The 335-nt window shown below is 69.3% G+C and carries 1 protein-coding gene; it reads right to left on the bottom strand.

Annotation, left to right across the window (positions count from 1 at the left end; translation table 11 throughout):
• Positions 1-335, bottom strand: a 335-nt coding sequence (locus tag FLQ44_RS07695; protein ID WP_147693929.1) for a glutamate synthase-related protein, incomplete at both ends; no start/stop codon positions are given.

The following is a 335-nucleotide window of genomic DNA, read 5'->3' as shown; positions in this document are numbered from 1 at the left end:
GGGCGAAAGCGCGCCCAGGCTCATGCCGGCCGAGGCGAAGGCCTTGAACATCGCCGAGGCCGGTTCGACCTCGTCCAGCGGGATCGGCGTGGCGTGCTCGAAGTCGGGTTCCAGCAGGTCGCGCAGCATGGACGGCTCGCGCTCGTTGACCAGCTTCGCGTACTTCAGCCAGTCCTCGTGCTCGCCGGTAAGCGTCGCGACCTGCAGGGCGCCGACCACGTCCGGGTTGAAGGCGTGGTACTCGCCGCCGTGCATGTACTTGAACAGGCCGCCCGCCTCCACGCCGAAGCCGGTGTTCCAGGCGCGCTCGGCCAGCTGCTGCTGGTCGGCTTCGA

The sequence above is a fragment of the Vogesella mureinivorans genome (genome assembly GCF_007644035.1).
Lineage (GTDB): Bacteria > Pseudomonadota > Gammaproteobacteria > Burkholderiales > Chromobacteriaceae > Vogesella > Vogesella mureinivorans.
Note: the sequence above shows the minus strand (reverse complement) of the source record. Positions and strands in the feature narration are given on the sequence as shown.